At 64.7% G+C, this 14,966-nt stretch carries 14 protein-coding genes; all 14 read left to right on the forward strand.

The genetic code is table 11. The features are described from left to right. Nucleotides 1-22: 22 nt before the first annotated feature. The 14 genes from QZ994_RS01845 (at nt 23) to accD (ending at nt 14,917) form a co-directional block, all read left to right on the forward strand. A complete protein-coding gene (locus QZ994_RS01845) occupies nt 23-724 on the forward strand; it encodes a succinate dehydrogenase iron-sulfur subunit (RefSeq protein ID WP_290867409.1) in 702 nt (233 codons plus the stop codon). 59 nt (nt 725-783) lie between these two features. Next, nucleotides 784-1,077: a succinate dehydrogenase assembly factor 2 gene (locus QZ994_RS01850; RefSeq protein ID WP_290867410.1), complete on the forward strand. Its 294-nt coding sequence runs from the start codon at nt 784-786 to the stop codon at nt 1,075-1,077. A gap of 81 nt (nt 1,078-1,158) precedes the next feature. After that, nucleotides 1,159-2,469 (forward strand): citrate synthase, encoded by a 1,311-nt coding sequence (gene gltA, locus QZ994_RS01855; RefSeq protein ID WP_290867412.1) that lies wholly within the window; start codon nt 1,159-1,161, stop codon nt 2,467-2,469. Nucleotides 2,470-2,639: 170 nt separating this feature from the next. Continuing rightward, nucleotides 2,640-4,049 carry a 3-isopropylmalate dehydratase large subunit gene (gene leuC, locus QZ994_RS01860; RefSeq protein WP_290867414.1) on the forward strand — a complete coding sequence of 470 codons (1,410 nt, stop codon included), beginning with the start codon at nt 2,640-2,642 and terminating at the stop codon, nt 4,047-4,049. Between the two features lie 37 nt (nt 4,050-4,086). Continuing rightward, the gene (locus tag QZ994_RS01865; RefSeq protein WP_290867416.1) at nt 4,087-4,218 is read left to right on the forward strand and encodes an entericidin A/B family lipoprotein; all 132 of its coding nucleotides are present in this window, start codon (nt 4,087-4,089) and stop codon (nt 4,216-4,218) included. 5 nt (nt 4,219-4,223) lie between these two features. Next, complete coding sequence (gene leuD, locus QZ994_RS01870; protein ID WP_290867417.1) at nt 4,224-4,871, forward strand: 3-isopropylmalate dehydratase small subunit; 648 nt, start codon at nt 4,224-4,226, stop codon at nt 4,869-4,871. A gap of 27 nt (nt 4,872-4,898) precedes the next feature. Further along, complete coding sequence (gene leuB / locus QZ994_RS01875) at nt 4,899-5,984, forward strand: 3-isopropylmalate dehydrogenase (RefSeq protein ID WP_290867419.1); 1,086 nt, start codon at nt 4,899-4,901, stop codon at nt 5,982-5,984. A gap of 42 nt (nt 5,985-6,026) precedes the next feature. After that, nucleotides 6,027-7,160 carry an aspartate-semialdehyde dehydrogenase gene (gene asd / locus QZ994_RS01880; protein ID WP_290867421.1) on the forward strand — a complete coding sequence of 378 codons (1,134 nt, stop codon included), beginning with the start codon at nt 6,027-6,029 and terminating at the stop codon, nt 7,158-7,160. A 302-nt stretch (nt 7,161-7,462) separates the two neighbouring features. After that, complete coding sequence (locus QZ994_RS01885; protein WP_290867423.1) at nt 7,463-10,240, forward strand: FimV/HubP family polar landmark protein; 2,778 nt, start codon at nt 7,463-7,465, stop codon at nt 10,238-10,240. Nucleotides 10,241-10,318: 78 nt separating this feature from the next. Further along, nucleotides 10,319-11,158 (forward strand): tRNA pseudouridine(38-40) synthase TruA, encoded by an 840-nt coding sequence (truA, locus tag QZ994_RS01890; RefSeq protein ID WP_290867476.1) that lies wholly within the window; start codon nt 10,319-10,321, stop codon nt 11,156-11,158. 110 nt (nt 11,159-11,268) lie between these two features. Beyond that, nucleotides 11,269-11,931: a phosphoribosylanthranilate isomerase gene (locus QZ994_RS01895; protein WP_290867424.1), complete on the forward strand. Its 663-nt coding sequence runs from the start codon at nt 11,269-11,271 to the stop codon at nt 11,929-11,931. A gap of 45 nt (nt 11,932-11,976) precedes the next feature. Beyond that, nucleotides 11,977-13,224 (forward strand): tryptophan synthase subunit beta, encoded by a 1,248-nt coding sequence (gene trpB, locus QZ994_RS01900; RefSeq protein ID WP_290867426.1) that lies wholly within the window; start codon nt 11,977-11,979, stop codon nt 13,222-13,224. Continuing rightward, nucleotides 13,221-14,039, forward strand: coding sequence for a tryptophan synthase subunit alpha (gene trpA / locus QZ994_RS01905; protein WP_290867428.1), 819 nt, complete (start codon nt 13,221-13,223; stop codon nt 14,037-14,039). The genes trpB and trpA overlap by 4 nt, the downstream gene beginning before the upstream one ends. Nucleotides 14,040-14,041: 2 nt before the next feature. Beyond that, nucleotides 14,042-14,917: an acetyl-CoA carboxylase, carboxyltransferase subunit beta gene (gene accD / locus QZ994_RS01910; RefSeq protein ID WP_290867431.1), complete on the forward strand. Its 876-nt coding sequence runs from the start codon at nt 14,042-14,044 to the stop codon at nt 14,915-14,917. Nucleotides 14,918-14,966 lie beyond the last annotated feature (49 nt).

Below are 14,966 nucleotides of genomic sequence, written 5' to 3' on the forward strand. Positions count from 1 at the left end.
TCAAACGAATTAGGAACGCATCATGAAGCGCACTTTCAACATCTACCGCTACGATCCGGACAAGGATGCCAAGCCCTACATGCAGACCATCGAGATCGAACTCGACGGTCACGAGCGCATGCTGCTGGATGCCCTGGTCAAGCTCAAGGCGGTTGACCCCACCCTGTCGTTCCGTCGCTCGTGCCGCGAAGGCGTTTGTGGCTCGGACGCCATGAACATCAACGGCAAGAACGGCCTGGCCTGCCTGACCAACATGCGCACGCTGCCTGGCGTGATCACCCTCAAGCCGCTGCCCGGTCTGCCCGTGGTTCGCGACCTGATCGTGGACATGACGCAGTTCTTCAAGCAGTACAACTCGATCAAGCCTTACCTCGTCAACGACACGCCGCCGCCCGAAAAGGAGCGCCTGCAGTCGCCTGAAGAGCGCGAAGAGCTGGATGGCCTGTACGAGTGCATCCTGTGCGCCAGCTGCTCGACCAGCTGCCCCAGCTTCTGGTGGAACCCCGACAAGTTCGTGGGCCCCGCTGGTCTGCTGCAGGCTTACCGCTTCATCGCGGACAGCCGCGACCAGGACACCGCAGGTCGCCTGGACAACCTGGAAGACCCGTACCGTCTCTTCCGTTGCCACACGATCATGAACTGCGTCGATGTTTGCCCCAAGGGTTTGAACCCCACGAAGGCCATCGGCAAGATCAAGGAACTGATGGTGCGTCGCGCCGTCTGATCCCGTTCTGAAGAGCCTGGTTCCTGATTTCCTCCGTGCTGCACAGCCCTACTATTCCGATGACCAACGCCCCTACGCCTGCCGCCGATCTGACGCCCGACCCGGACGTGTTGCGGCGCTTGCGCTGGCGTTGTCGCCGTGGGCTGCTGGAAAACGACATTTTCATTGATCGTTTTTTCGAGCAGCACGAAGGAAGTCTCACCACGCCACTGGTACAGGGCTTGCTTCAGCTGATGGACCTGTCTGACAATGATCTGCTGGATCTCCTCCTGGCCCGCAAGGAGCCGGAAGGGGAGCTGCGCGATCCGGATGTCCTGCAGGTGCTGTCCATGATGCGGGTCCGGCAGGACTGACCTGCCGCGCCAAGGCTGCCGACCTGGAAACCAAGCTCGTCACCCACACCCTTTCCACAATACCGACCCCTAGGAGTGCTCATGACCCCGTCCGACGTGAAAGCCACCTTGTCGTTCTCTGACGGCAGCCCCAGCATGGATCTGCCCATCTACAAGGGCTCCATCGGCCCGGATGTGATCGACATCCGCAAGCTGTACGGCCAGACCGGCAAGTTCACTTACGACCCAGGCTTCCTGTCGACGGCTTCGTGCAACTCCACGATCACCTACATCGACGGTGACAAGGGTGAGCTGCTGTACCGTGGTTACCCCATCGAGCAGCTGGCCACCAACTGCGACTTCCTGGAGACCTGCTACCTGCTGCTGAACGGCGAACTGCCGAATGCCACCGAGAAGTCTGACTTCGTGGCCAGCGTGACCAACCACACGATGGTCAACGAGCAGATGCAGTTCTTCCTGCGCGGCTTCCGTCGTGACGCACACCCCATGGCCGTGATGACCGGTCTGGTGGGTGCTCTGTCGGCCTTCTATCACGACAGCACCGACATCAACAACCCCGAGCACCGCAAGATTGCAGCGATCCGCCTGATCGCCAAGATGCCGACGCTCGTGGCCATGGCCTACAAGTACACGATCGGTCAACCCTACGTGTACCCGAAGAACGACCTGTCGTACACCGAGAACTTCATGCGCATGATGTTCGCGACGCCGTGCGAAGAGTACAAGGTCAACGACGTGCTGGTGCGCGCCATGGACCGCATCTTCATCCTGCACGCTGACCACGAGCAGAACGCCTCGACCTCGACCGTCCGCCTGTGCGGTTCGTCGGGCACGAACCCGTTTGCCGCCATCGCCGCTGGCGTGGCCTGCCTCTGGGGCCCCGCTCACGGTGGTGCCAACGAGGCCGCCCTGAACATGCTGGCAGACATCCAGAAGAACGGTGGCGTGGAGAAGATCGGCGAGTTCATCAGCCAGGTGAAGGACAAGAACTCCAACGTCAAGCTGATGGGCTTCGGTCACCGCGTCTACAAGAACTACGACCCGCGTGCCAAGCTGATGCGCGAAACCTGCCATGAAGTGCTGAACGAGCTGGGTCTGCAGAATGACCCGATGTTCAAGCTGGCCATGGCCCTGGAAAAGATCGCCCTGGAAGACGATTACTTCGTGTCGCGCAAGCTGTACCCGAACGTCGACTTCTACTCCGGCATCGTTCAGCGCGCGATCGGCATCCCGGTGCCGCTGTTCACCGCCATCTTCGCCCTGGCCCGCACGGTCGGCTGGATCGCTCAGTTGAACGAAATGATCGGCGACCCCGAATACAAGATCGGCCGTCCCCGTCAGCTGTTCGTTGGCGCCGAAAAGCGCGACGTCAAGCCCATCGGCGCACGCTGATCTGCTTGAGCCCCTGGCGGTTTTTCAACCGCCTCGGGCACCAGCCACGGAGCCCCGATGCGAACCCCGGTTCGCGCCGGGGTTTTTTTTCGCCCCTGTGGCTTAAAATCTCGGATTCCCCCACCAACGGTCGAATGGCGCACGCCATCGGCCTTTTGCGCAGCAGCACCATGGGACGCACCCTCTACGACAAGATCTGGGACGAGCACGTCGTCCACACCGAAGAAGACGGCACCGCCACCCTCTACATCGACCGCCACCTGGTGCACGAAGTCACCAGCCCGCAGGCCTTCGAGGGGCTGGAGCTGGCCGGTCGCAAGGTGTGGCGCCTGTCGGCCAACCTGGCCGTGAGCGATCACAACGTGCCGACGACCGACCGCTCCGAAGGCATCAAGGACCCGGTGTCCAAGCTGCAGGTCGACACGCTGGATGCGAATTGCGACCGCGTCGGCATCACCCAGTTCAAGATGGGTGACAAGCGCCAGGGCATCGTGCACGTGATCGGCCCGGAGCAGGGCGCCACGCTGCCCGGCATGACCGTGGTCTGCGGTGACAGCCACACCTCCACGCATGGCGCGTTTGGCGCGCTGGCCCACGGCATCGGCACCTCGGAGGTCGAGCATGTGCTGGCCACCCAGACGCTGCTGGCCAAGAAGGCCAAGAACATGCTGATCAAGGTGGAGGGCACCGTGGCCAAGGGCGTGAGCGCCAAGGACATCGTGCTGGCCATCATCGGCAAGATCGGCACCGCTGGCGGCACGGGCTACACCATCGAGTTCGCTGGCTCGGCCATCCGCGCCCTGAGCATGGAAGGCCGCATGACGGTCTGCAACATGGCCATCGAGGGCGGTGCACGTGCCGGTCTGGTGGCCGTGGACGACACCACGATCAACTACGTCAAGGGGCGCCCTTTCACGCCGACGGGTGTCGAGTGGGACCAGGCCGTGGCCTACTGGAAGACACTGCATTCCGATGCGGATGCCGTCTTCGACACCGTGGTCGAACTGGACGCCGCCGAAATCAAGCCGCAGGTCACCTGGGGCACCTCGCCCGAGATGGTGCTGTCCATCGAAGACCGTGTGCCCGATCCCGACAAGATCAAGGACCCGATCCAGCGTTCTGCCACCGAGCGTGCCCTGCAGTACATGGCCCTGGAGCCCAACAAGGCCCTGAGCGACATCCGTGTCGACAAGGTGTTCATCGGTTCCTGCACCAACAGCCGCATCGAAGACATGCGCGAGGCCGCTGCCGTGGTCAAGCGCATCGGCGGCAAGGTGGCCTCGAACATCAAGCTGGCCCTGGTGGTGCCTGGCTCCGGCCTGGTCAAGGCCCAGGCCGAGCGTGAAGGTCTGGACCTGGTCTTCAAGGCTGCCGGTTTCGAGTGGCGTGAGCCCGGCTGCTCCATGTGCCTGGCGATGAATGCCGACCGTCTCGAACCCGGCGAGCGCTGCGCGTCGACCAGCAATCGCAACTTCGAAGGCCGTCAGGGCGCTGGTGGCCGCACCCACCTCGTGAGCCCCGCCATGGCCGCTGCCGCCGCGATGCAGGGCCACTTCGTCGACATCCGCCGCATCGCCTGACCGTCGCAACCCGTTCTTGCTGTTTGAGAGACCTCCCATGACCCGACTGCCTCTGATCGCCGCCTTGTCCCTGTGCCTCCTGGCCTTGTCTGGCTGCAACACCGTCCATGGTATCGGGCAGGATCTGGAAAAGGCCGGTGAGGCCATCTCCAACGCAGCGAAAAAGTAAACACCATGCAAGCATTTCGCATTCACAAGGGCCTGGTGGCCCCGATGGACCGGGACAACGTCGACACCGACGCCATCATCCCCAAACAGTTCCTGAAGTCGATCAAGCGCACGGGCTTTGGCCCCAACCTGTTCGATGAATGGCGCTACCTGGATGCGGGCGAGCCCGGCCAGGACCCGGCCACGCGCAAGATCAACCCGGACTTCGTGCTGAACCAGCCTCGCTACAAGGGCGCTTCGGTGCTGCTGGCCCGCAAGAACTTCGGCTGTGGCTCCAGCCGCGAGCACGCTCCGTGGGCGCTCGATCAGTACGGCTTCCGCGCCATCATTGCGCCCAGCTTTGCCGACATCTTTTTCAACAACAGCTTCAAGAACGGCCTGCTGCCGATCCAGCTGAGCGAGTTGCAGGTTGACACCCTCTTCAACGAGGTGTTTGCTTTCCCTGGCTACGAGCTGACGATCGACCTGGAGCGTCAGGTGGTCATCAAGGCCGACGGCGTCGAGCTGCCCTTTGACGTCCAGCCTTTCCGCAAGCACTGCCTGCTCAACGGCTTCGACGACATCGGCCTGACCTTGCAGCACGCCGACAAGATCAAGGCCTATGAGGCCGAGCGCCTGGCCACCAAGCCCTGGCTCAACCACCGCATCGTTTGATTGCACAAGACTGAAGAGACACCAGACATGGTCAAGAAGATTGCAGTGCTGCCGGGTGACGGCATCGGCCCGGAGATCGTTGCGGAGGCCGTCAAGGTCCTGAACGTGCTCGACCTGCCGCTCCAGCTGGAGGAAGCCAAGGTGGGTGGCGCCGCCTACGACGCCCACGGTCATCCACTGCCCGAGCACACCCTGAAGCTGGCCATGGCCTCCGATGCCGTGCTGTTCGGTGCCGTGGGCGACTGGAAGTACGACACGCTGGACCGCCCCCTGCGTCCTGAGCAGGCCATCCTGGGCCTGCGCAAGAACATGGGTCTGTTCGCCAACTTCCGCCCGGCCATCTGCTACCCGCAGCTGACCCACGCCTCCAGCCTCAAGCCTGAACTGGTGGCCGGCCTCGACATCCTGATCATTCGCGAGCTGACCGGCGACATCTACTTCGGTCAGCCCCGTGGTCGGCGTGAATCGCCGGATGGCGAGTTCAAGGGCGCACCGGAAGCCTTCGACACCATGCGCTACTCGCGTCCGGAGATCGAACGCATCGCTCACGTGGCCTTCCAGGCGGCCCGCAAGCGCGGCAAGCGCGTGACCAGCGTCGACAAGGCCAACGTCCTGGAGACCTTCCAGTTCTGGAAGGACGTGGTCACCGAGGTGCACGCCCAGTACCCCGACATCGAACTCGACCACATGTACGTGGACAACGCCGCGATGCAGCTGGTCAAGGCGCCCAAGAAGTTCGACGTGCTGTTCACCGGCAACATGTTCGGCGACATCCTGTCCGACGCGGCCGCCATGCTGACCGGCTCGATCGGCATGCTGCCCTCGGCCTCTCTGAACGCCAAGGGCCAGGGCCTGTACGAGCCCAGCCACGGCTCGGCCCCGGACATCGCCGGCAAGGGCGTGGCCAACCCTCTGGCCACCATCCTGAGCGCCGCCATGATGCTGCGCTTCAGCCTGAACCAGGAAGAGGCCGCCAGCCGCATCGAAGCCGCCGTGCAGACGGTGCTGGAACAAGGCCTGCGCACGCCCGACATCTTCAGCGAAGGCACGAAGAAGGTCGGTACGACCGAGATGGGCGAGGCCGTGGTGGCCGCGCTCAAGGCCCAGGGCTGATCGCCCGGGCCATCGCAATTGAATCTGACAAGGACACGAAAAATGGCAACGACTCTGGTTGGTTTGGTGGGTTGGCGCGGCATGGTCGGCTCGGTGCTGATGGACCGCATGCAGGCCGAAGGTGACTTCGATCTGATCGAACCTCTGTTCTTCTCGACCTCGAACTCGGGCGGCAAGGCCCCCTCGATGGCGAAGAACGAAACCACGCTGCAGGATGCCTTCAACATCGACGCCCTCAAGCGTTGCGACATCATCCTGACCGCTCAGGGTGGCGACTACACCAGCGAGGTCTACCCCAAGCTGCGTGCCGCCGGCTGGAACGGCCACTGGATCGACGCTGCCTCGACCCTGCGCATGTCCGATGACGCCGTGATCGTGCTGGACCCGGTCAACATGCCGGTGATCAAGGACGCGCTGGCCAAGGGTGGCAAGAACTGGATCGGCGGCAACTGCACCGTCAGCTGCATGCTGATCGGCGTGGGCGCGCTGTACAAGGCCGGCCTGGTCGAGTGGATGTCCACCCAGACCTACCAGGCTGCATCCGGTGGGGGCGCACAGCACATGCGCGAACTGCTGACCCAGTTTGGCACCCTGAATGCCGAAGTGCGTTCGTTGCTGGACGACCCCAAGAGCGCCATCCTCGAGATCGACCGTCAGATCATCACCAAGCAGCGCGCCCTGACCGCCTCCGAGACCGCCAATTTCGGCGTGCCGCTGGGTGGTTCGCTCATCCCCTGGATCGACAAGGACCTGGGCAATGGCCAGTCGAAGGAAGAGTGGAAGGGCATGGCCGAGACCAACAAGATCCTGGGACAGGGCGAAGGCTTCGGCACGGCCGCGGTGCCCGTCGATGGCTTCTGTGTGCGCATTGGTGCGATGCGTTGCCACAGCCAGGCTCTGACCTTCAAGCTCAAGAAGGACATTTCGACCGAAGAGATCGAGGCCATGATCGCCGCCGACAACCCTTGGGTGAAGGTCGTGCCGAACACGCGCGAGGCCACGATCCGTGACCTGACGCCCGTGGCCACCACCGGCACGCTGACCATCCCCGTGGGGCGCATCCGCAAGCTGGCCATGGGGCCGGAATACGTGGGCGCCTTCACAGTGGGCGATCAGCTGCTGTGGGGTGCCGCCGAGCCTCTGCGCCGCATGCTGCGCATCCTGCTGGACGCCTGAGCCAGATAAGGCCAGACTTTGCCGCGCTGATCCGTCAAGCGCTGGCAACGTCTGGTCACAAAATCAGGATCAGGGCTTGTTGCCGTCGGACGACAATCAAGCCCATTTGAATGCGGGTCGGGTTCATGCGGCGCCATGCGACGCATGATCAGGCGGAACGTGAGCTTGTCACCGTATCTACCGGCTGCTATTGTGTTTTCTGCTGCGTACCGTCTGCAGGTGATGGCGCGTGTGCGAGCCACTGTCTGGCCAGCACGTGCCACCGGTCCTGACACCGACCTCATGACGACTTGGGAGACGCCTTGAAAGATCATTCGTTGTCCGCAGGGCGCTTTGCCCTGAATCGGGTTGCCGTTGCCACGGCCTGTGCCGTGTTGGGGGCCTTGCCTGCGGCGTCCTGGGCCCTGGGCCTGGGCAAGCTCAACGTGCAGTCCGCCTTGGGCGAGTCGCTGCGTGCAGAAATCGACATCACCAACCTCACACCGGAAGAGGGGGCATCCCTTCAGGTGAAGGTGGCCTCTCCCGAAACCTACCGCGCAGCGGGGGTGGACTACAACCAGGTCCTGGGCGCCACCGGCATTTCCCTGCAGCGGCGCGCAGATGGTCGTCCCTACTTGCGCATCACCAGCGACCGCTCTGTGCAGGAGCCCTTTGTCGACGTGATCCTGGATCTGGCATGGTCCTCTGGTCGCCTGGTTCGCGAATACACCCTGCTGTTTGACCCTCCTGCCAGCCGTGCACCGGTGCAAACCGCCGCCCCGGTGATCGATGCCACGGCGTCGTCAGAGGCCAGCAAGCCCGTTGCCGAGCCCAAGGCTGTGACGAAGGCCCCGGCTTCTGCGCCGGTCGAGGCCAGCAAGCCGCGCAGCAAGCCGGTGGCCAAGGCCGCTGCGCCTGCGCCTGCGCCTGTTTCCAGCGCGGCCGAGGTGGCCCCTGTGCCCGCGCCTGCTCCGGCGCCCAAGGTTGCCCAATCCAGCGCGTCCAGCCCTGCAGCGGATGCGCAGGCGGTGCGCGTCAAGCGTGGCGATTCCCTTTCGGCCATTGCGTCCCGCGCGCAGCAGCCCGGCGTCTCGCTCGATCAGATGTTGGTGGGTCTCTACCGCCAGAACCCTGATGCCTTCGTCGGCAACAACATGAACCGACTGAAGTCGGGCGTGGTGTTGAACGTGCCGGATACCGACAAGCTGAAGTCCCTCACGCAGGACGAAGCGCGCAAGGTCATCCAGGCACAGAGCGCCGACTTTGCCGCTTACCGCCAGCAACTCGCCTCCACCGTGGCCCCGACCGCTCCCGAGGCGCCCCAGCGACAGGTGAAGGGCAAGGTCGAAGCCGAGGTCAAGGACCAGAAACAGGCTGCCGCGCCGACTCCCGACAAGCTCACCCTGAGCAAGGGCGGCATGGGGAGCGCGTCGGCCCCTGCCGCGGAAGACCGGCTGGCCAAGAGCCGTGCCAAGGAAGACAGCGCGACCCGTGTGGCCGAGCTGTCCAAAAACCTCGACGAACTGCGCAAGCTGAAGGACAAGACCGCAGCGGCGTCGGCGCCGGCACCCGCGCCGGTGGTGCCGAGCAAGCCTGCCGTGGCGGCGCCCGCACCGGCCCCGGTGGTTGCGTCGGCTCCTGCGCCAGCACCCGAGCCCACGCCTCCGGCGCCGGTGGTGTCCTCCGCACCGGAGGTGCCAGCTTCGCTGCCGGTCGATGTCGCCTCGGCCACGGCCACCAGCGGTGCCGACAGCGCGCCCGCGTCGGCCTCAGCGGCAGCCTCTGGCCTTCCCAGCCTGCCCATGGCAAGCCCTGAGGGCGAAGCACCTGCCGAATCCTCCGGCTTCCTTGAATCCCTGAACCCGATGTTGCTGGCCGCAGGTGGCGCTGGCGTGGCCCTGTTGGCCGGTGTGGCCATGTTCCTGCGTTCGCGCCGTCGCTCCGATTCGGGGGAAACCTCCTTCCTGGAGAGCCGCCTGCAACCGGATTCGTTCTTTGGCGCCAGCGGCGGTCAGCGTGTCGACACGCGGGACGCCACCGGCGGCCCGTCTTCCATGAGCTACTCGCTCAGCCAGCTCGATGCCATCGGTGACGTGGACCCCGTGGCCGAGGCAGACGTCTACCTGGCCTATGGCCGCGACCTGCAGGCCGAGGAAATCCTCAAGGAAGCGTTGCGCAGCACGCCGGATCGCCTGGCCGTGCGAACCAAGCTGCTCGAGGTCTACGCCAAGCGTCGAGACACCAAGGGCTACGAGCAACTGGCTGGCCAGCTGTACACGTTGACCAACGGTCAGGGTGAAGACTGGGCCAAGGCGCAGGAGATGGGCCTGGGCATCGACCCGGAGAACCCGCTCTACCAGCCTGGGGGGCAGCCCTCGGCCGCGCCGCTGAGTCTGGACACCTCGCCCGACATGCTGGGTGCCAGCACCATTCCGCATTCGGTGATGCCTGCGCCCAGCGTGCTGGACACGGTGGCCCCGTCTCTGTCGCCCGAGCCTCTGCCCGCAGCATCGCCTGACGACGTCGATTTCGTGGACCTCGACCTCGACATCTCCTCGCCCGCCCCGCTGGACGAGGTGAACGATTCGGTGTCGCCGCCGACCACCGAAGCGGGTGACCTGCCTCCGCTGACCTTGCCGCTGGACGACGGCCTGACCACCCAGGTCAACACCGTGGTCGAGCCGGCGCCATCCGCAGCGCAAGCCTTGGACGAGTTTCCACCGATCTCGGCGCCCGCCGATGACAACGGTCTGGACTTCGACCTCTCATCCGATGCCTTTGGCTCGCCCGCGGCGCCTGCCGCCGCGCCGGCCTTCGACATGAACAGCATCAGCCTGGATCTGGATGCCCCGGCTCCGGCACCCGTGGCCGAGCCTGTTGCCGAGATGCTGCCCGAGGTCGAGGAAGAAGACTGGCTGACCTCCGCGCACGATGAGGCGGTTGCCAACGATCCGATGGCCCGCAAGTTCGAGCTGGCCGAGGAATTCCGCCAGATCGGTGACGTCGACGGTGCCCGAGAGCTCCTGCACGAGGTGCTCGACAACGCCACCGACGGCCCCTTGCGCGCCAAGGCCCAGGCCATGCTTGATGGTCTCAGTTGATGCGACATGAGTGAGCAGGATCCAAGGGTGACGTCGGGGCCTCACAGCCCGGCGGCCCCCGAGGAGGCACCAAGGGCGATCCACCGGGTCGCCCTTGGCGTTTCTTACCGGGGCGGTGCGTACAAAGGGTGGCAGAGCCAGCCTTCTGGCGGGACGGTGCAGGATGCGCTGGAGTCGGCCTTGTCAGCGTTTTGTGTGCAGAAGGTCAAGACCGTCTGCGCCGGGCGCACCGATGCAGGCGTGCACGGCATCAACCAGGTGGTGCACCTCGACACGCCTTTGAGCCGCACGCCGTTTTCCTGGGTAAGGGGCACCAACGCTTTTCTGCCGCCCGACATCGCCGTGCAGTGGGCGGCCGAAGTCACACCTGCCTTCCATGCGCGCAACAGCGCCCGGGGGCGGCGTTACGCCTATGTCCTGCTGGAGTCGCCCATCAGGCCGGCACTGGAAGCGGGGCAGGTGGGTTGGATTTTCCGTCCGCTGAACCTCGACGCCATGCGAGAGGCGGCCGAGCACCTCATCGGCGAGCACGATTTCAGTTCGTTCCGATCCTCGATGTGCCAGTCGCCCACCCCGGTCAAAAACCTGCGTCAGATCCGCATCGAGGCCTGCCACCCCGCCACGCCTTTTGCGCCCCCGCAGCCGGCCGACGTGCCCCATCGCTACTGGCGCTTCGATTTCGAAGGTCAGGCTTTCCTGCACCACATGATCCGCAACATCATGGGATGCCTGCTGGCCGTGGGCACGGGGACGCAAGAACCCGCCTGGGTGAAGTGGGTGCTGGAGGCGCGTGACCGCAAGGTGGCTGCCCCCACTTTTTCACCAGATGGGCTGTACTTTCTGGGGCCGCAATACGACACCGATTGGGGGCTGCCCAGCCAGGTGCCGGGGCTGTCTTGGTTGCCGCACCCGATTTGAAGCACGTTGGTACCGCCGAGATCCCGTCCCGGATTAGGTCAATCCCGGTATTTTTGCGACAATCAGGTGTCCTCACCAAGAGGGTGCCTGCAGTTGGTGCCCACCCCGGGATGCCCATTTCTTCAGACCACCGCACGCGCATCAAGATCTGCGGCCTCACCCGCGAAGCCGATGTCGACGCCGCGGTCGAGGCCGGCGCCGATGCCATCGGGTTGGTGCTCTACGCCAAAAGCCCCCGTCATGTGAGCGTGGCCCGGGCCGCCGAACTGGCGCGCCGCTTGCCGCCATTCGTGACGCCGGTGGCGCTGCTGGTCAATGCCGATGACACCCTGGCGGCCGAAGTCCGGGAGGCGCTGCCTCAGGCCTTGCTCCAGTTCCATGGCGACGAAACCCCCGCCGAGTGCGAGCGCCTGGCCCTGGGCCGACCCTGGTTGCGGGCCGCCCGAATGGCCCCTGGTTTTGATTTGTTAGACTTCGCCCTGTCGTTCCCCGCTGCCCAGGCCCTGTTGGTCGATGCCCATGTCGAGGGTTACGGTGGGGGAGGACAGGTGTTTGACTGGTCCTTGCTGCCGCCGCAGTTGCCGCGGCCCATGGTCCTGTCGGGTGGATTGCACCCGGGGAATGTGGAAGAGGGGATCCGGCGTGTGCGGCCATGGGCTGTGGACGTCAGTTCCGGCGTGGAAGCCAGCAAGGGCGTCAAGGACGCCGCGCTGATGCGCCAGTTTTGCCAGGCCGTGCGGACGGCCGATCGGCTTTGTGCCGAAGCCGCATGAGCGCGGTGCCTCGTTGCGCCGCACCCTGAGTTCATTGAGAGTCACATGCTGAATTACCAACAGCCCGACGCCCGCGGCCACTTTGGCCCCTACGGCGGGACCTTTGTTTCCGAGACGCTGATCTACGCCCTCGAAGAACTCAAGAACGTCTACGAGCACTACCGCCACGACGAAACCTTCAAGGCTGAGTTCCGTCGGGAACTCGCCAACTTCGTGGGCCGCCCCAGCCCGATCTACCACGCCGACCGCCTCAGCCGCGAACTGGGCGGCGCTCAGATCCACTTCAAGCGCGAAGACCTCAATCACACGGGCGCCCACAAGATCAACAACACCATCGGTCAGGCCCTGCTGGCCAAGCGCATGGGCAAGCCCCGCGTGATCGCCGAGACCGGGGCTGGTCAGCACGGTGTGGCCACGGCCACCATCTGTGCCCGATACGGCATGGAGTGCGTGGTCTACATGGGGGCGGAAGACGTGAAGCGCCAGTCGCCCAACGTCTACCGCATGCACCTGCTGGGTGCCAAGGTCGTGCCAGTGGAGTCTGGCAGCAAGACCCTCAAAGACGCGCTGAACGAAGCCATGCGCGACTGGGTGACCAATGTGGAAAACACCTTCTACATCATCGGAACCGTGGCGGGTCCGCACCCGTATCCTGCGATGGTGCGCGATTTCCAGGCCGTGATCGGTGAAGAATGTCTGCAGCAGATGCCCCTGGCCATTGGCCGGCAGCCTGATGCCGTGGTCGCCTGCGTGGGCGGCGGCTCCAACGCCATGGGCATTTTCTACCCGTACATCCCGCACGAAGGCACGCGCCTGATCGGTGTGGAGGCAGCGGGTGAAGGTTACGAGAGTGGCAAGCACTCGATGTCGCTGCAAAAGGGTGTGCCAGGCGTGCTGCATGGCAACCGCACCTACCTGCTGCAGGACGAAAACGGCCAGATCACCGAAACCCATTCGGTGTCGGCCGGCCTTGACTATCCTGGCGTGGGCCCCGAGCACGCGTACCTGAAGGACATCGGTCGGGCCGAGTACGTCGGCATCACCGACAAGGAGGCGCTGGACGCCTTCCACCGCCTGTGCCGCACCGAGGGCATCATCCCTGCGCTGGAGTCCAGCCATGCGGCGGCCTACGCCATGAAGCTGGCCGCCACCATGCGCCCCGATCAGCACATTCTGGTCAACCTGTCGGGCCGTGGCGACAAGGACATCGGCACCGTGGCCGATCTGACGGGCGCCGAGTTCTACTGCCGCCCGTCCTGCCGTGGTCAATCGGTGAAGGGGGGTGTCGCATGAGCCGCCTGGAAGCCAAGTTTGCTGCCCTGAAGGCCGAGGGGCGCAAGGCCCTGATCCCTTACATCACCTGCGGTGACCCCTTCCCCGAACAGACGGTCGAGGTCATGTTGGCCCTGGCCGAGGGCGGTGCCGACGTGATCGAACTGGGTGTGCCGTTCTCTGATCCCATGGCCGACGGCCCGGTGATCCAGAAGGCTGCCGAGCGCGCCCTGGTGCATGGCATTTCGCTCAACCACGTGCTGGCCGATGTGAAGGCCTTCCGTGAGCGCGACAACACCACGCCTGTGGTGCTGATGGGCTATGCCAACCCGATTGAAAACCACGATCTCCGCCACGGTGCGGGCAGCTTTGTGCGCGATGCCAAGGCCGCCGGTGTCGATGGCGTGCTCGTGGTGGACTACCCGCCCGAGGAGTGCGAGGACTTTGCCGCACGCCTCAAGGCCGAAGGCCTCGCGCCCATCTTCCTGCTGGCGCCGACCTCGTCGGAAGCCCGCATGGCCCAGGTGGGCCGCGTGGCCGCAGGCTATGTGTATTACGTGTCGCTCAAGGGCGTGACGGGTGCGGGACACCTCGACACCGCCGCCGTGGCCGACATGGTTCCCCGCATCAAGGCGCACGTGAACGTGCCCGTTGGTGTGGGCTTTGGCATCCGTGACGCCGAAACCGCCAAGGCGGTGGGTGCGGTGTCGGACGCCGTGGTGATTGGCTCGCGCCTCGTGCAGTTGCTCGAAGTGCAAAGCCCGGCCACCGTGGCCGCTGCCGCTCGCGATTTCATGACCGAGATCCGTGTGGCGCTTGACTCTTTGAAAGGCTGAACATGAGCTGGCTTGAAAAACTGCTGCCCCCCAAGATCCAACCGACCGACCCGTCCGAGCGCCGGTCCGTCCCGGAAGGTCTGTGGGTCAAGTGCCCTTCGTGTGAAACGGTCCTCTACAAGAACGACCTGGAAGCCAACGTCAACGTCTGCCCTAAGTGCGGCCACCACCACCGCATCGGTGCGCGCGCCCGTCTGGACGCCTTCCTCGATGCCGAGGGACGCTACGAACTGGGCCAGGAAGTCCTGCCTGTCGACGCCCTGAAGTTCCGCGACAGCAAGAAGTACCCGGACCGCATCAAGCAGGCCATGGAGTCCACGGGCGAGACCGACGCCCTGATCGTCATGGGTGGCTCGGTGCTAAGCATCCCCGTGGTGGCGGCCTGCTTCGAGTTCGATTTCATGGGTGGCTCCATGGGGTCGGTGGTGGGTGAGCGCTTTGTGCGCGGCGTGGAAACCGCCGTCGAACAGAAGACCCCCTTCATCTCCTTCACCGCCACCGGTGGTGCCCGCATGCAGGAGGGCCTGCTGAGCCTGATGCAGATGGCCAAGACCAACGCGGCCCTCACACGCCTGGCCAAAGCCAAGCTGCCCTACATCAGCGTGCTGACCGATCCGACCATGGGTGGCGTCTCGGCCTCGTTCGCCTTCATGGGTGACGTGGTCATCGCCGAACCCAAGGCCCTGATTGGTTTCGCCGGCCCCCGCGTGATCGAGAACACCGTTCGCGAAGTGCTGCCCGAGGGCTTCCAGCGCGCAGAGTTCCTGCTGCAAAAGGGTGCCGTCGACATGATCACGGACCGCCGCGAACTGCGCGAAGCCATCGCCCGCCAGTGCGCCATCATGCTGCGCCAGCCGGCCGACGCCGTGGCCAGCTGAGTCTCCTGTTGAGCCAGGGTCCGGGTTTCGGCCTGGGCCTTGTCGCCAC

Origin of the sequence: Aquabacterium sp. (assembly GCF_021768455.1) — a bacterium.
Classification (GTDB): Bacteria; Pseudomonadota; Gammaproteobacteria; order Burkholderiales; family Burkholderiaceae_C; genus Aquabacterium.